This is a genomic window from Neobacillus sp. NPDC093182 (assembly GCF_044754045.1).
In genome coordinates this window covers 125,216-139,135 of sequence record NZ_JBIVOI010000016.1, presented here as the reverse complement: position 1 = coordinate 139,135, position 13,920 = coordinate 125,216, and the positions used below count along the sequence as shown (strand labels likewise).

At 39.4% G+C, this 13,920-nt stretch carries 17 protein-coding genes; 5 read left to right on the top strand and 12 right to left on the bottom strand.

Annotated elements, in window-relative coordinates:
• Positions 1-150: 150 nt before the first annotated feature.
• A complete protein-coding gene (locus ACIQAA_RS25380) occupies positions 151-1,350 on the top strand; it encodes an MFS transporter (protein WP_402625336.1) in 1,200 nt (399 codons plus the stop codon).
• Positions 1,351-1,527: 177 nt separating this feature from the next.
• Here ACIQAA_RS25380 and ACIQAA_RS25375 read toward each other — a convergent pair whose 3' ends face one another.
• Entirely contained in the window at positions 1,528-2,457 is a 930-nt protein-coding gene (locus ACIQAA_RS25375) for a TRM11 family SAM-dependent methyltransferase (protein WP_402625333.1), read from the bottom strand.
• Between the two features lie 110 nt (positions 2,458-2,567).
• Here ACIQAA_RS25375 and ACIQAA_RS25370 point away from each other — a divergent pair, with 110 nt between their 5' ends.
• Complete coding sequence (locus ACIQAA_RS25370) at positions 2,568-2,783, top strand: hypothetical protein (protein WP_307193643.1); 216 nt, start codon at positions 2,568-2,570, stop codon at positions 2,781-2,783.
• A gap of 17 nt (positions 2,784-2,800) precedes the next feature.
• Here the strand turns inward: ACIQAA_RS25370 and ACIQAA_RS25365 are convergent, their stop codons facing one another.
• The 4 genes from ACIQAA_RS25365 to gloA2 all read right to left on the bottom strand — a co-directional run bounded on the left by ACIQAA_RS25365 (position 2,801) and on the right by gloA2 (position 4,574).
• Positions 2,801-2,944, bottom strand: a complete 144-nt coding sequence (locus tag ACIQAA_RS25365; RefSeq protein WP_402625329.1) for a VOC family protein — start codon at positions 2,942-2,944, stop codon at positions 2,801-2,803.
• 137 nt (positions 2,945-3,081) lie between these two features.
• Positions 3,082-3,438: a nucleotide excision repair endonuclease gene (locus tag ACIQAA_RS25360; RefSeq protein WP_307193642.1), complete on the bottom strand. Its 357-nt coding sequence runs from the start codon at positions 3,436-3,438 to the stop codon at positions 3,082-3,084.
• A gap of 218 nt (positions 3,439-3,656) precedes the next feature.
• Positions 3,657-3,806, bottom strand: coding sequence for a Spo0E family sporulation regulatory protein-aspartic acid phosphatase (locus ACIQAA_RS25355; protein ID WP_402625326.1), 150 nt, complete (start codon positions 3,804-3,806; stop codon positions 3,657-3,659).
• Positions 3,807-4,187: 381 nt separating this feature from the next.
• Entirely contained in the window at positions 4,188-4,574 is a 387-nt protein-coding gene (gene gloA2, locus ACIQAA_RS25350) for an SMU1112c/YaeR family gloxylase I-like metalloprotein (RefSeq protein ID WP_402625323.1), read from the bottom strand.
• Positions 4,575-4,739: 165 nt separating this feature from the next.
• On the opposite strand from gloA2, the gene ACIQAA_RS25345 reads away from it, so the two are divergent.
• Both ACIQAA_RS25345 and ACIQAA_RS25340 read left to right on the top strand, forming a co-directional pair.
• A complete protein-coding gene (locus ACIQAA_RS25345) occupies positions 4,740-4,958 on the top strand; it encodes a DUF1659 domain-containing protein (RefSeq protein ID WP_402625320.1) in 219 nt (72 codons plus the stop codon).
• Between the two features lie 33 nt (positions 4,959-4,991).
• Positions 4,992-5,210 (top strand): DUF2922 domain-containing protein, encoded by a 219-nt coding sequence (locus tag ACIQAA_RS25340; RefSeq protein ID WP_402625317.1) that lies wholly within the window; start codon positions 4,992-4,994, stop codon positions 5,208-5,210.
• Positions 5,211-5,441: 231 nt separating this feature from the next.
• Here the strand turns inward: ACIQAA_RS25340 and gnd are convergent, their stop codons facing one another.
• From gnd to ACIQAA_RS25310, 6 genes are all read right to left on the bottom strand, one after another.
• Complete coding sequence (gnd, locus tag ACIQAA_RS25335) at positions 5,442-6,845, bottom strand: decarboxylating NADP(+)-dependent phosphogluconate dehydrogenase (RefSeq protein WP_402625314.1); 1,404 nt, start codon at positions 6,843-6,845, stop codon at positions 5,442-5,444.
• 68 nt (positions 6,846-6,913) lie between these two features.
• Positions 6,914-8,260 (bottom strand): GntP family permease, encoded by a 1,347-nt coding sequence (locus tag ACIQAA_RS25330; RefSeq protein WP_402625312.1) that lies wholly within the window; start codon positions 8,258-8,260, stop codon positions 6,914-6,916.
• Positions 8,261-8,281: 21 nt separating this feature from the next.
• Positions 8,282-9,823, bottom strand: coding sequence for a gluconokinase (gntK, locus tag ACIQAA_RS25325; protein WP_402625310.1), 1,542 nt, complete (start codon positions 9,821-9,823; stop codon positions 8,282-8,284).
• Positions 9,816-10,553: a GntR family transcriptional regulator gene (locus ACIQAA_RS25320; RefSeq protein ID WP_402625308.1), complete on the bottom strand. Its 738-nt coding sequence runs from the start codon at positions 10,551-10,553 to the stop codon at positions 9,816-9,818. The genes gntK and ACIQAA_RS25320 overlap by 8 nt, the downstream gene beginning before the upstream one ends.
• 259 nt (positions 10,554-10,812) lie before the next feature.
• Positions 10,813-11,556 (bottom strand): hypothetical protein, encoded by a 744-nt coding sequence (locus ACIQAA_RS25315; RefSeq protein WP_402625306.1) that lies wholly within the window; start codon positions 11,554-11,556, stop codon positions 10,813-10,815.
• Positions 11,543-12,601, bottom strand: coding sequence for a hypothetical protein (locus tag ACIQAA_RS25310; protein ID WP_402625303.1), 1,059 nt, complete (start codon positions 12,599-12,601; stop codon positions 11,543-11,545). The genes ACIQAA_RS25315 and ACIQAA_RS25310 overlap by 14 nt, the downstream gene beginning before the upstream one ends.
• 507 nt (positions 12,602-13,108) lie before the next feature.
• On the opposite strand from ACIQAA_RS25310, the gene ACIQAA_RS25305 reads away from it, so the two are divergent.
• Complete coding sequence (locus ACIQAA_RS25305; protein WP_402625300.1) at positions 13,109-13,483, top strand: YmaF family protein; 375 nt, start codon at positions 13,109-13,111, stop codon at positions 13,481-13,483.
• Between the two features lie 25 nt (positions 13,484-13,508).
• Here ACIQAA_RS25305 and ACIQAA_RS25300 read toward each other — a convergent pair.
• Positions 13,509-13,920: hypothetical protein (locus ACIQAA_RS25300; RefSeq protein ID WP_402625298.1), on the bottom strand; the 412-nt coding region annotated here is incomplete at its 5' end.

Here is a 13,920-nt window from a genome sequence, read left to right as displayed (position 1 = left end):
ACAATTTAGTAAAACTATTTACTAAATTTTACTGCATATAAATCGCGAATTCAAGTAAATATTCCACAATAAAATTGTAGACATGACTCTTGTCCAATAGGTATACTTTTACTAATTTGAAAACAGTTTAATAAGATAGAGGGGAACATCTTGAGTCCATCACAAAAATTATTACTTAGTATTCATGCTTGTTACGGTTTGGCCACTACGATGTCAGGCTTGTTCTTAAATCTCTATTTATGGAGACTTTCAAATAATTTGACAGTAAATGCTTCCTTTATCCTTGTAACGTTCTTTTTTGGGACCGTCTCTTTTGCCGTCGGTGCCCTGCTGTCAAAAAAGACAGATAGAATCTTTAGTTTTCAAATCGGTATTGGTTTAACTGCGCTGTTTTATTTACTTGTTATCCTATTACAGGAGAAAACCGCTTCATATCCGATGATAATCGGCATTTTGAATGGTACTGCTACAGGTTTCTACTGGCTTGGCTACCTAGTGTTGATCTATGACCTCGTGGACAATCAATCACGCTCACAATTTATGGGAAAGCAAATGGCCGTATTTGGATTAGTCAATACATTGGGGCCGGCTTTTGCTGGATTTGTTATTTCCAAACTACATTTTACTGGGTACAATCTTGTGTTTTCTCTATCCTTATTGTTATTTTTTATAGGACTTATCCTTAGCTTTTGGCTTCCTAAAGATGCCTCGTCTAAAAAACCACTATATTTACGTTTATTATGGAGGTTTAACAAGAGGAAATTAGCTTTAAAACCCATGTGGTTTGGATGGTTAATTTGGGGAATGTGCGAAGGAATACTTGCATTTTTCCCAACGGTCATTTTATTTATGACCGTTAAGAATGAATTTCTCGTTGGAATCAGCTCAATCCTGTTTGGAACGGTTGCGGTCCTATCAAGTCTATGGTATGCCAGGTACAACCATAGAGACAGAGAGCCCAATACCTTATTGATTGTCTGGTTGATGTACTTCCTTGCTTGCATCCCGATGATTCTCCATATGAATATATGGACAGTCTTTATCTTCCTTATCATCAATGAAATCAGTAAAGTACTAATAGGAGTAACCTATTTCAGTTTCATGTTCAGAGCAATAAAGGATTTGCCTAAGTCTGGGCTGCGGACAGAATCGATGGTAATGAGGGAAATCATGCTTAACATCGGCAGACTTCTATCCATCACCACCTTTATTTTGCTTTACCTGTTCGCTAAAGAGCTGACCCATTATTATTTTCTATTTGCGATATTCATTCAAGGATTGCTATTTAAAATCCTATCTGCCGAAAAAGATGGGTTTATTGTTAGGAAAACTATTAAAATATATAGATAAGTCGTAATTCAGCAGCAGCGAGCACTCGTTGCTGTTTTTGCCAGGGAATGAGTTCCGCTGATAGACTATGGATTTTCGCTGATACAAGCCGGTCCTCCTCTGGAAAATTATTCAGTCTCCTTCAAATCTCTTCTTATAAAAAAGCACTAAAATAGAACCAATTCTGCCGCAATTATCCTACCTGCACACAATTACTTCACGGGTAAATACCCCTTTTTTCGCAACTGCCCGGTCAACAATTTCAAATCCCGCTTCCATAAGAATCTTATCAATGGGTTCCACGGTTACGACTACAACCTTATCAGTAAACCTTCGTGCGCTTTGGAGCATTTCCAGCTGCTCGTCAGGGGATATCACAGAACAAAGGTTGTAGGGTAAATCGATAATCGCGACATCGTAATGATTGGTGATATCTCGCATGTCTTTAAACTTTACATCTCCAATAAACCCAAAGTGTGCGATGTTTTCTCTTGTACCAGCAAGAATGACGGGGTTATTGTCGCTCCCAACGATATCAATCCCCATCGACAGGGCTTCAATCAGTACGGTCCCTATTCCACAGCAAGGGTCAATAGCTTTTATCCCAGTTGGGTTCGGAATCGCGATATTTACGACTGCCCTTGCCAGACGTGTACTCAGCGCGGTGGAGTACTGATGCGGCTTCTGCTGATGGTGAAACCAAACAGACTCACCTTTCACATAGTCACCGAAAACCCATCTTCCGTTCACATGCATGACAGCTAACAAGCGCTGTGGATTTCGAATATCCGCAACACCTTTAATCCGTTGGCCAACTTCTCTCTCAATCGTTCGCCGATTTTCAAATGCTACCTCACCATTTTTCACACAAATGACCTTAAACGTCTCTCCGGTTACTTGGAAGGCTGCTAATTTATCGAGGAGTTCCTCCATACTCTCTCCTTCCAAAATTACATCGATTCTCTCCTTTATAAACGGACTACGGCTGGGATCTATTTTTACAGAGCTTTCCAAGACATTGGTTTCTGATTCGGTCCCAAACAATGAGCGCATTTCCAGCACACGCAAGGAGCGCTCGTCCTCATAACCAGCGTAAATATAGATATAGGTCGTTTCATTACGATCCAATTCATTCTCACCCCTTTCCGAAATATAACAAAAAAGTTAATTCTCCATTTTCACCTCTAGATGGAACGCTTTTGCATATACTAAAAAAAGGCAATCTATAGGGGGTGTTGATGATAACCAGTATTCAGGATGTAAACGAAGTTCTCTCCAGTTTTCAACATCCATTAGCACAAAAGTGGCTAGGCAACGATTTTATCAAAAAAACGATTGCAGTAAGTTATGATTATTGGTTAGAAGATACCAATATTCCCATGACCTTAGATGAATTTGTTTTACAGTACCTTGACCACGCAGCGTATCTCGGTGAAATGTTTGATGACGATTAAACACACCTAGCTTGCCATTAACATTCATATAGTTCTATCGGCAGCCCATCTGGATCCGCAAGTAAGGTAAATTTCTTTTGTGTCCATGGGTCTATCCATTTGTCCTTTACTTCCACTTGCATTGCTTTTAAATTGTGAACGACCTCTTCAATATTGTCCACTTCAGACGCCTAATGTCTTAATCCAGCCGCTTCCGGACAATTGACCCAAGCTGGAGGATGTGTATCTCATCGATTGGTTCAACGGTTCCGACTATATAAAAAAAAAGCAATAGGTCTCACCCTACTGCCTTAAGAAATCATCTAAAAAACACTTTGTCGATATTGTACTTCGACTTTAATTCATTAATAATGTAGGTCTCATAAATTTCTCTATGTGTTGGGTCTTCAATCACACAAACCTCAATTTTTGTAACTTCATCCCTGTGGTTTTTGATTGGAGACACCGTATCCTCAAAATGTTTTTTGATTCTTGGTCGTAACTTTCTTGCCTTACCAACAAACAATAGCTCATCATTCTTGTTATAAAACATAAAAATACCACCCTTTTCACGAGTGATAAGATGAAAATCAGTAAATCCATAAATATTACTCAGCTCTGGATTGTCCTGTTTGGTAATAGTAACGTCTGGTTTTGGAACAGTAATGTTGATCACGCAAACTCACTTCCTTCTTCTATATCGCTGTTTATACTAACATATATCTACATATATTACTATTTCCCTACAAAAACCTTTTAAAACTATTTTTCCATTAAGTTTGATTTGCATTTTATCCCTAAATTAAAAACTCCTAGACCATTTTGATCTAAGAGTCTGTTTTAAATTACAGATTCAAACTGTGACTGCTATTAATACAGATACTAGGTCTGCAGTTACACAGATACAACCCATTGGTTTAATAATTCATCTAGTGTTTTACTGAGTCTAATCGTTTCTGTAGAGGTAAACCCTTGGGACATCCCGACAGAAATCATGGTTCTTCTTAAGCTTTCGATTTGTTCTATTAATTCTTCTTTTATCATCACGAATACCCCTTTATGTAAAACTTTTGGCTTATAAAAATATTATCACCTGAAAGCGGATACAACGAATTAGTTTCTATCATCAAATCTCGACAGGCTTCTGCCTGTCCCTGTATGATTTCATCCTAGATTGTCATTTAATGTAGGAATCCCCCTACCTTAAAAGAATTTGTATTGCAATATCTTGACCATGCAGAGTATCTAGGTAATTTTTTTGCTGACGATTAACACTCCTATTCCGACAAGTTCCACCTTGCCTAGTAATCAAACGTTTGATTAAAATTAGGAAAAGTCCCTCTAAATTAACTTTTTTCTTTCGAGAATGGTAAAAAGAAAGTCGAACTTAACGGGAGATTTACTCCCATTAAGTTCGACTAGTATTTAACATTCATATAGTTCAATCGGCAGCCCATCCGGATCCGCAAAGAAGGTAAATTTCTTTTCTGTCCATGGGTCTATCCGTATGTCTTCTACTTCCACCTGCAATTCTTTTAAATGATGGACAGCCTCTTCTATATTGTCCACTTCAAATGCCAAATGTCTTAATCCTGCAGCCTCTGGATAATTAACCCGTGCTGGCGGGTTTGGAAAGGAAAATAACTCAATTTGGTATTGTCCATTTACCTCAAGGTCCAGTTTATAAGAGTCCCTTTCCTCGCGGTACACTTCCCTTATTGGTGTTAGACCTAATACCCGAACATAAAAGTCTTTTGATACATCGTAGTTAGAACAAATAACTGCTATATGGTGTATTTTCTTTAGATTCATTTCCTCTTCTCACTTCTTTCGCCTTTTTATCAAAGTATACCATTCGACTTGATTCTACAAACCTTAGGGTTTGGCACGTAAATCTAAAATGACAAATTTATTTTTTATCACCCTGTCCTTTTTGCCTATATTTCTCTATATAAAGGGTGAAAGGAGGTGATAACGATGGCACAAGCAGTGGTAACAGCGTCAAAGTTGCGTTTGGTGTTCCAGGTGGGTATGGATGATGAAGGCAAACCGGTTCTTAAAGCAAAGACATTCAATAATATCCAAAAATCCGTCACGCCCGATCAACTTTTACAAGCAGCACAGGCCCTTATTGGTTTATCCAATGACACGCTCAGCAATATTGAGAGAGTCGAGAATGCGGATTTACTAGCGTAATCGGAAAATAAATAATGATAGGAGGTGAATAAAATGGCTAAAACACTAGAGTTAGAGTTCGTTACCGAGTTTGGTAAAACGGCACGTCTATCTGTAGACAATCCGAAGGAACCGATTGACGGATCTGTGGTAAAGGCGGCGATGGAGGAAATGATCGCGTCTGGAATCTTCACATCCACAAATGGTAATTTTGCTTCTGTAAAAGGAGCACGAGTGATTGACCGCAATGTTACTGAATACGAGATTGTTTAATAGAGCAGGAGGCCGGTTTCAGTCGAAGCCAGCCTCTTTTAATTAATAATACCTTAAACCTTTATTCATAGTTTGTTCATGAATACGGGGTAAGATATAGACATGAGAAGGATCTCCTATTAATCTTCTTTCTTTATCATATTCCCCCTTTTTTATGATTCGGCATGTTGCTGGATCTTTTTTGTATTCAAAAAAATAATCCTACTCCAACACAAGGAGTAGGATGAACGTTTATTGCCAGTTTGTATGATAGATTCCAGGCATATCCCTGCGTTCGTAGGTGTGGGCGCCGAAGTAATCACGTTGTGCTTGTAAGAGACTGGCATTTGAAATACCTGTACGATAACCATCATAGTAGGAAAGAGCTGCACTTAAGCACGGTAACGATATACCAGCAGTAATGCCATCACAGACCACTTTGCGTAATCCGATTTGGAACTCTTTCACCTTTTCAGCAAAATAAGGGGCAATCAACAAATTCGCAAGATCTGGTTGCTCTTGATAGGCTTCGCTTATTATATTTAAAAACTCTGCACGAATGATACAGCCACCACGGAAAATCAGGGCAATATCCTTTAATGGTAAATCCCAGCCATATAAATCAGAAGTTGTTTTATATTGAGTGAATCCTTGTGCGTAGGCACAAACTTTTCCCACATACAATGCTTGTCTAATATACTCAACCCAAAAATCTCGATCTAAATTTACCTCATCCATCTCTGGGCCAGCCAAGATATTTTCAGCCTGAACCCGTTCTTCTTTTAGCGAGGATAGATAGCGTGCAAACAAAGACTGTGTAATAATCGATGCTGGAATCCCGTTATCGATGGCTTGCATACTCGTCCATTTGCCCGTTCCTTTTTGTCCTGTTTTATCAAGAATCACATCAATCAGTGGTAAGCCTGTTACTTCATCCTTTTTCCGTAGAATCTCTGCAGTAATTTCGATTAAATAACTTTTCAGTTCACCTTGATTCCAGGTTTCAAAGATGTCGGCAATTTCATGAACGGATAAATGTAACCTTTCTCTTAAAAACGTATAGGCTTCCGCAATTAACTGCATATCTGCATACTCTATCCCGTTATGTACCATTTTTACAAAATGACCGGCACCTTTTGGACCCATATAAGCACAGCAAGGATCATTGTCTACCTGGGCCGCTATTTTCGTAAGAATCGGTGCTGCTTTTTCATAGACGTCTTTATCGCCGCCTGGCATGATCGAAGGCCCCGTTAATGCACCCACCTCGCCGCCAGAAATCCCGATTCCTAAATAACCAATTCCTTTAGACTTTAACTCATCGTATCTGCGTTCCGTATCTTCGTAATGGGAGTTACCGCCATCCATAATGACGTCGCCTTCTTCAAGATGTGGTACTAACGCTGCGATCACCGAATCAATTGCCTTTCCAGCTGTCACCATCACAAAAACTTTTCTTGGATTCTCCAAAGACTGAACAAAATCTTGAATTTCATAGTAAGGAGTAATACTCTGTCCATCAAGTTTTTCCACAAGCTGATCGGTTAAATCTCTCGTGTAATTATACACAGCCACTTGTTCCCCTTTACTGGCCATGTTTAAAGCGATATTACTGCCCATAACTCCTAATCCAATGACGCCAATTGTATTTACCATTTATTTCCACTCCCTTTATCTAGATGAATAGGCAGTAAAACCTAAGAGATTTTACTGCCTGGAATGACTTAAACAAATAAGCTTAATAATAGAACAAATCCTAATCCCGCTACGGATATAATCGTCTCAAGCAACGTCCATGTTGCAAAAGTTTCTTTCATGGTTAATCCAAAGTATTCTTTAAACATCCAGAAACCTGCATCGTTTACGTGGGAAAGAATGACACTTCCGGCACCTGTTGCAAGAACGACCAGCGCAAGGTTAACATCTGATTGTCCTAACATTGGAATCACTAAACCAGCTGTTGTTAATGCCGCTACCGTAGCAGATCCTAATGCAATACGTAAAATCGCAGCGATCATCCATGCGAGGATAATCGGTGATATAGCAGTCCCTTTGAATAATTCCGCTACATAGTCACCTACGCCGCCGTTAATTAATACTTGCTTGAAGGCACCGCCGCCTCCGATGATTAATAGCATCATTCCGATGTGCAGAATCGCTTGTGTACAAGACTCCATGACATCCTTCATCGGAATCTTTCTTGCGATACCCATGGAGTAAACAGCAAATAATAGCGAGATCAGCATAGCCGTACCCGCTTCACCGATAAATCGAATGACTGCTAATACAGTATTATCTTCGATGCCTAATGTTTTTTGCAGCAAGGTAATAATGGTCGCAATCGACATTAAGATAACAGGAAGTAAAGCAGTAAATACACTGATACCGAATTTTGGTGTATCTTCAAGTTTAAATGTTTTTAGTTCACCTAATGAGGCAATGCTGCCCATTTTTGTAAATGATTCAGGTACAAGTTTTTTCGCAATCTTTGTAAAAACTGGCCCAGCTAAGATAACCGTAGGGACAGCAACAATGAAACCGTAAAGTAAAACTTCACCAATGTCCGCACCCAATTCACCGGCAATCGTAGTTGGCCCTGGGTGTGGCGGCAAGAAGCCGTGTGTGACAGATAAAGCGGCTGTCATGGAAATACCGAGTGACAAAATCGAAACTTTTAATTCTCTTGAAATGGCAAAAACAATGGGAATCAATAATACTAAACCTACTTCAAAAAATAACGCGATACCGATAATGAATGAGGCAACTACTACTGCCCATTGTGTATTTTTTTCACCGAATTTCTTCACAAGCGTCATCGCAATTCGCTGCGCACCGCCTGAATCAGCGATTAACTTCCCGAGCATGGCTCCAAGTCCAAAGATTAAACCAATATGTCCAAGTGTTCCTCCTAAGCCGGCTTCGATGGTTTTAACCACTTCTTCTAATGGCATTCCAAGGGCTAACGCAACACCAAACGATACGATGATTAAAGAAATAAAGGTATTTAATTTTAAGCCCATAATCAAAATAAGTAGGGCGATAATTCCTAACGCTACAATAACTAATGGCATGTTAATTCCTCCGTACTTTTTCTAGTTGTGTGTTGTAAGCTTTCTTTGATATTTGGCTATCCGAGTATAATCTTCTTCTAATACTCTTGATAAATGAATAAAGATCGGCAGCAACTGCCTGTACTCTTTTGCGGCAGCTTCTTCAGGTGTATGTGTAAAAGTGCTGCCAACCATTTCAGAAACAGCTTCAAATGAGTCGATTTTTCCTGTTGCATATAGCCCTAAAATACAAGCCCCCAGGCATGAACTTTCATAGCTTTCAGGAACGACTACTTCCGATTCGAATATATCGGACATCATTTGCCGCCAAACCTCTGACCTTGCGAAGCCTCCCGTCGCTTGGATTCGGGCAACAGGACCATCCATGCATTCCGTTAATGCTAGAAAAACAGTATATAAATTGTAAATGACTCCTTCTAATGCTGCTCGAATCATATGTTCTTTCTTATGTGATAAGGTTAAACCGAAAAATGAGCCTCGTACATCTGGGTTCCAAAGTGGTGCACGTTCACCTGCGAGGTATGGATGAAATAACAATCCATCCGAGCCTGGTCTTACACGTTCAGCAATCTTGGTTAATACTTCGTATGGATCAATTCCTAATCTTTTTGCAGTCTCAACTTCCGAAGAGGCAAGTTCATCACGAATCCAGCGAAGAACCATCCCGCCATTGTTTACCGGGCCGCCAATGACCCAATGCTTTTCCGTTAAGGCATAGCAGAATATTCTTCCCTTTTCATCGGTTTGCGGCTTGTCAATAATCGTACGAATCGCACCGCTTGTCCCAATGGTAACGGCAATCTCGCCTTTGCCAATCGCATTGACACCAAGGTTGGAAAGGACGCCATCACTGGCACCAATGACAAAAGGAGTTTGTGGATTGATACCCATTTGTTTGGCTATGTCAGGATTACAGTTGCGGAAAACTTGCGTTGTTGGAACGAGCTCCGATAATTGATCACGCATTACGCCTGCAATATGTAATGCTTCTTCATCCCAATCCAAGTTTTTGAGATTCATCATCCCCATGCATGAAGCAAGGGAATGATCGACAACATATTGGTTAAAGAACTTTTTAAAAATATATTCTTTAATTCCAATATATTTTTTCACTTTAACAGCGATTTCAGGACGGTCATTGACCATCCAAGTTATTTTGGTTAATGGCGACATTGGATGAATCGGTGTTCCAGTCCGTTTGTAGACTTCATGTCCATTCAACTCATTCTTTATTTTATGTGCCCAAGCTTCACTCCGGTTGTCTGCCCAGGTGATACAAGGTGTCAGTGGCTGGTCGTTTTCATCCATCGCAATAACACTGTGCATGGCGCTGCTAAATGAAATGAAAGCTGGCTTTTTATCAGAGTGGCGTTTCGTTATATTAGTAATCGCTTGCAGCACAGCTTGATAAATCTCATTTGGATCTTGTTCGGCTGTAGACATATCCGGTGTGTAAAGTGGATAACCATGATTCTCTACCTGAATAACTTCACCTTTTTCCGTAAATAGTACAGCTTTGGTACTAGTTGTACCGATATCTACACCTAACATGTAGTTAGTCATTTTTATGCACACCTCCTTTTGCCAGCATTTGTTGTGACATCCATAGGTCATCGACTGTCCCTTGAACTTGAACATCATCAAAGTTTAGATGTAAAGACTCAAGCATAAGATCTCGATCCTTAGATTCGATCGCTTCTATATAAATTTCATGATTTCTGATAACCCTTGTAAAGTCTTCATACTCTTCTTTAATGCGTAAACGCATCGATAACAGAATTAAGCATTCCATAACAGGCTTTAAGTTATCCCAAATCATCAGCATATGGGAATGGTTAATAGACCGAATAATCGTTTCATGAAATAAAACGTCCTGTAGAGCAAATTCATCCGCATCACGATATTTTATCGCGACCTTCATCATTTCTAGTATTTTACTAAGTTCTCTTGATAGCTGCCCTGTATCCATTTTTATAAGACGTTCAAACACAAACGTTTCAATAAGTAAACGTACATCATAAATCTCTTGTATTTCTTTTTCTGTTAAACCAATAACAACGGCACCCATTCTTTCTAATCGGATGATATTTTCGGAAGACAGTATTTTTAACGCTTCACGAATGGGGGATCGACTTACAGCAAAATCAGCAGCCAATTTGTTTTCGGATAAGATGGTGCCGCTTTCAATTACACCTGAAATGATACGCATTCTAAGCTCGCAAGCTACACGTTCACCGGCGGAAGCTTTTGAAAGGCTCTTCTCAGGATATAGAAATTCCTTTGTTTCTATCATAGTTTCACCTTCTTAATGTAATACAAGGATACTTGTATACAAGTATTATAGTATATATTTTTAATTATGCAAGCGCTTTTTCTTCTTCCATTAGTTGGACTGTCTATTAAAATTCTAAAAACTTGATTTAGTACATTGGCAGGGTAAGGGTAGAATCATACTCGGGGTGGGCATGGTTATGGTAATTATGTTTCTCTGAATTAAGCGTATAGTTACTTCAATAAAAAGACTTGCCCCTATTCCAAGAGCAAGTCTCACGTTACTTCATGATAAAATACAAAACCATCATTACGATCGAAACACCCTGCCCAGCGGCCAGCCCAATCAGCCATTTTTTAAACAGTCTTTCTCTCTTTACACCACTTTCAACACTCTGTTTCCACTTTGCTTCCCACTTGTCTCGAGCGTCTTTTTGGACCTGCACCACCTGCTGTGTCAACTCCGCTATATCCTCTTTATACCTGTCTTCAATGGCGATAATCTCTTTGATTATCAACCCTAATCGATCGCTCACCACTTCATATTTTACATTCAAGGCGGAAGATTGCTCACTCAAAGCTCCCTGCAGCTGCCTAAGATCGTTCATCACTCTATCTGTTTCCCCAATGATAAACGCTTGATCTTCCTGCTGGAATCCTTTTACTTCAGCTAACAGTTTTTCGGTTCTCTCGAGATTTTCCTCGTATTGCTGGTGCCAAAAAGCAATCTTCTTTTCCAGCACCAGGATATTCTCATCAAACCGTTCCATCCCGCGATTAAATATCTCGTTCTGAGGATCAATCACGTCTTCCCTTAACCGCTCACTAACCTGCACAGGGAAGCCTTGCATCGATTTCTGCATGTTTTCAATAGATTCATAAACTTCTTCATTCAATGCCGCAATCGTTTCTTCCCGGTCTTTCATTAGCTTTTTCAAGTCATCATAAAAAAGTTCGTCATTAATTTTCTTAAGTGATTGAATGGCCTCGGTATATTTCTCATCAATAGTATTAGAAGTATTCATTTCCAATGATCCTCTCCGCTTGCTTTAAAATAATTTGGCAGTATTGATGGCAGGCCCAGCGTTCCTCATCAGTAGCATTCTCCGAAAATAACTTCTCCTGCCAGCCTGACACGGTTTTCACAAACTCTTCTTTTAAAATATCATCCAGCACTTTCGGACGCAGCATATCCTGTTCACATTCCTGCTTCACCCGAACCAATTGATCTTGAAGCTCGATAAAACGTTTTTCCTTTTGCTGTATTTGTTCCCGCAGCACTTGTACCTTTTCTTCCACTAATCGTTTATGCTCATTCTTATTATCAAGAAGCTGCATAATTTCTTCTCTACTATTCTTTTTAAAAAGGTTAATCTGGTTTTCATAATACTCATAAATACTATTGTTATTCCAATCTAACGTGTCATGAACTATCCAATAATCCTCTTCAAAATTTCCTGCCTTTAAATATTGATCCAGGCCCCGGCCGTGATTTAAACGAACATCCACCACTGGCGGATTGGTTTCAACATCAAACTTGGCTTGGGGTAAGATATTCTGCATGCTCTTTGTAAACATCAGCCAACTGTTAGAAAGCTGCCTTTGATAAAAATCCAGCATATCCGCCTCGACCATTTCATAGCCATCCAACAACTTGGATACCTTCCGCTCCTTAAACACCACTTGATCCTTTTTATCAAATGTAAACTGATCTTCAAGTGAGAATTCGAACTTTTCCAACTGAATCGGTTCTAACACCTTATCTGCACTCTCGTACATCGCCAATTCCTTTTGCAGAAAATCAACAGTTGACACCAAATTCTCGAGCGTTCGCTCATCCTCCAACATGCCTTCTGCCAGCGTCTTCATCTCAATCTCCTGCCGTTCGAGATCAAGGCTCCTCTGCTTGAACATGCTTTGCGCGACGTTTTTTATCTCCGTAATCTGATCTTCAGCTGTTCCATACTTTTGACCGCCAAAGACCAGAAACCGCTCATTAAAACGATTGATTGATTTATAAATCCATTGGTCCTTTTCCTCTTCTAACGCAGTAAGCAAATCGGCAATCATGCTTCATAACCTTCTTTTATTAACTGTTTATTCAAAATATTATATAGACTCAACATCCAATCACTCCCAGACACCCGTTGCTTTCATTTTACTATATCTTCAAGCAGACTTCGACACTTCTCTGCAAACTTCCCTGCCAATCAAACGTTTGATTAAAAACATCCCAACCCCTTTTGAAAAACGAACTCCAGCCTCTTTTCAAGAAAATTTCTTGTCGAGGAGGAGGATTGTTTTTACCTGAATTCCTTCAAATCCAGCCAAAAAGGATGGCTTTCAACATCTATCGACGAATTCTCCTAGTAATTAAACGTTTGTGTAAAAACGGGATAAATCCCGCTATAGAAAGGTTTCTATCCTGATTCTGTTAAAATAATTGTCTGTTAATATAGGAGAATTAGCGAATTTTAGCCATGCAATAACGAGTCAGAGATTTCCTCAATGGGGCATTAGCACTAATCCGGCAGAGATTGAATACTGTGTTAAAAAGCTTTTTAGGAGTGATTATCCATGGATATTCCTGTTTCTGGTTTTATGTATTCTTCAGATGGTTCAGACCCAATGCATTCCCACCGACTTTATATTACCTCTTGGGATGGAAGGCCTGTTCATGTTCACAGCTTTAGCGGCATTACCTCTTTTGATGATGGGCACAGCCATCAATACGCTGGCACAACCGAACCAGCACCCACTGGGGTCCCGCATACCCATAGATATTTTACCTTTACTTCTGTTGATGACAGACACAGACACCAAATACAAGGAGTAACGGGACCTGCCATTCCGCTTCCAAATGGTGGACATTATCATGAATTTAATGGTGTCACCACGGTGGAAGGGGCTCGGCCACATAGACACTTTTATAGTGGAAGAACAAGTCTCTAAGATCCATTTCTGTTGCCTGCACACATCAAAAAGGGAGCTTTCTAGTAAATAGAAATCGCTCCCTTTTAAAATTACCAACATCTACATCTAAATAAACAACCAAAATTCCTGCATGGTCTGCGTTCATTATAATCATCGTTTTGCTTTTGATCATGATTATAATCATTATTTTTCCTTTGGCCATATCTGTTGTCTTGTTTTTGACCATAGTATTTCCTTCTGTATTGATCATATTTGTTATAGTTGTCTTGTTTTTTACAGCCACAATCATCGTGTTTGTTGTTGTCTTTCTTTTTACAACCACAATCATCGTGTTTTTTATAATTGTCTTGCTTTTTACAACCACAATCATGGTGTTTGTTATAGTTGTCTTGCTTTTTACAGCCACAATCATCGTGTTTTTTATAGTTGTCTTGCTTTTTACAGCCACAATCATC

What these genes read in the sequence shown, in the direction of transcription:
- ACIQAA_RS25370 (WP_307193643.1), top strand. Translation starts at nt 2,568, where the DNA reads ATGATAACCAGTATTCAGGATGTAAACGAAGTTCTCTCCAGTTTTCAA.
- ACIQAA_RS25355 (WP_402625326.1), bottom strand. Translation starts at nt 3,806, where the DNA reads ATGATAAAAGAAGAATTAATAGAACAAATCGAAAGCTTAAGAAGAACC.
- gloA2 (WP_402625323.1), bottom strand. Translation starts at nt 4,574, where the DNA reads ATGAATCTAAAGAAAATACACCATATAGCAGTTATTTGTTCTAACTAC.
- ACIQAA_RS25345 (WP_402625320.1), top strand. Translation starts at nt 4,740, where the DNA reads ATGGCACAAGCAGTGGTAACAGCGTCAAAGTTGCGTTTGGTGTTCCAG.
- ACIQAA_RS25340 (WP_402625317.1), top strand. Translation starts at nt 4,992, where the DNA reads ATGGCTAAAACACTAGAGTTAGAGTTCGTTACCGAGTTTGGTAAAACG.
- gnd (WP_402625314.1), bottom strand. Translation starts at nt 6,845, where the DNA reads ATGGTAAATACAATTGGCGTCATTGGATTAGGAGTTATGGGCAGTAAT.
- ACIQAA_RS25330 (WP_402625312.1), bottom strand. Translation starts at nt 8,260, where the DNA reads ATGCCATTAGTTATTGTAGCGTTAGGAATTATCGCCCTACTTATTTTG.
- gntK (WP_402625310.1), bottom strand. Translation starts at nt 9,823, where the DNA reads ATGACTAACTACATGTTAGGTGTAGATATCGGTACAACTAGTACCAAA.
- ACIQAA_RS25320 (WP_402625308.1), bottom strand. Translation starts at nt 10,553, where the DNA reads ATGATAGAAACAAAGGAATTTCTATATCCTGAGAAGAGCCTTTCAAAA.
- ACIQAA_RS25315 (WP_402625306.1), bottom strand. Translation starts at nt 11,556, where the DNA reads ATGAATACTTCTAATACTATTGATGAGAAATATACCGAGGCCATTCAA.
- ACIQAA_RS25310 (WP_402625303.1), bottom strand. Translation starts at nt 12,601, where the DNA reads ATGATTGCCGATTTGCTTACTGCGTTAGAAGAGGAAAAGGACCAATGG.
- ACIQAA_RS25305 (WP_402625300.1), top strand. Translation starts at nt 13,109, where the DNA reads ATGGATATTCCTGTTTCTGGTTTTATGTATTCTTCAGATGGTTCAGAC.